Raw genomic sequence first — 519 nt, 5'->3', positions numbered from 1 at the left:
ACCAGCATAGCGCGTGCTTGTAGACCGCCTAGCAGGTCACGCAAAGATTCCAGTTTGTACAGCGTATCGTCACCATCATCGCGCATGCCTTTCGTTTTACACTCAATGATGTGCAGCTTGTTATTTACAACCGTTGCTACGTCTAGCTCGTTACGTACTTCACTTTCACCCAGCTTACGATAAACCTGAACATTCAAAGAGCGGTCTTGAATCGTTGGCATGGTGTCTTGGATTTGCTTCACAGTGCTGTGAACCAGAGTCTCCAACCATTCGCCGTTAGAGAATCGACGTGCGTCTTCGTTCGCGAAGGTCAAAATGCCATTTTCGTAAGTCGCGATCTGTGCTTCGACAAGATCCGACAGCAGCATGTTGAGTTCACGGTAGCCTTGTTGCTTCTCTGAGAGCTCCACATCCAGCTTCTGTTCCTTACGGCAGGTTGTCGCAAGGTAGTTAAGTGTCGCCAAGCCTGGGCCCAATTCTAGCGCATTTGACGCCCAGCGTTCGCCAAGCTCATACAGT

1 protein-coding gene is annotated in these 519 nt (G+C 49.9%); it reads right to left on the bottom strand.

What is annotated here, in order from left to right; genetic code table 11:
* On the bottom strand, positions 1-519 hold a 519-nt coding region (locus R7Q09_RS28350; RefSeq protein ID WP_318144232.1), incomplete at both ends, for a Card1-like endonuclease domain-containing protein.

This window comes from Vibrio sp. 2130-1, assembly GCF_033339515.1.
This window is presented reverse-complemented; position numbering and strand designations above follow the sequence as displayed.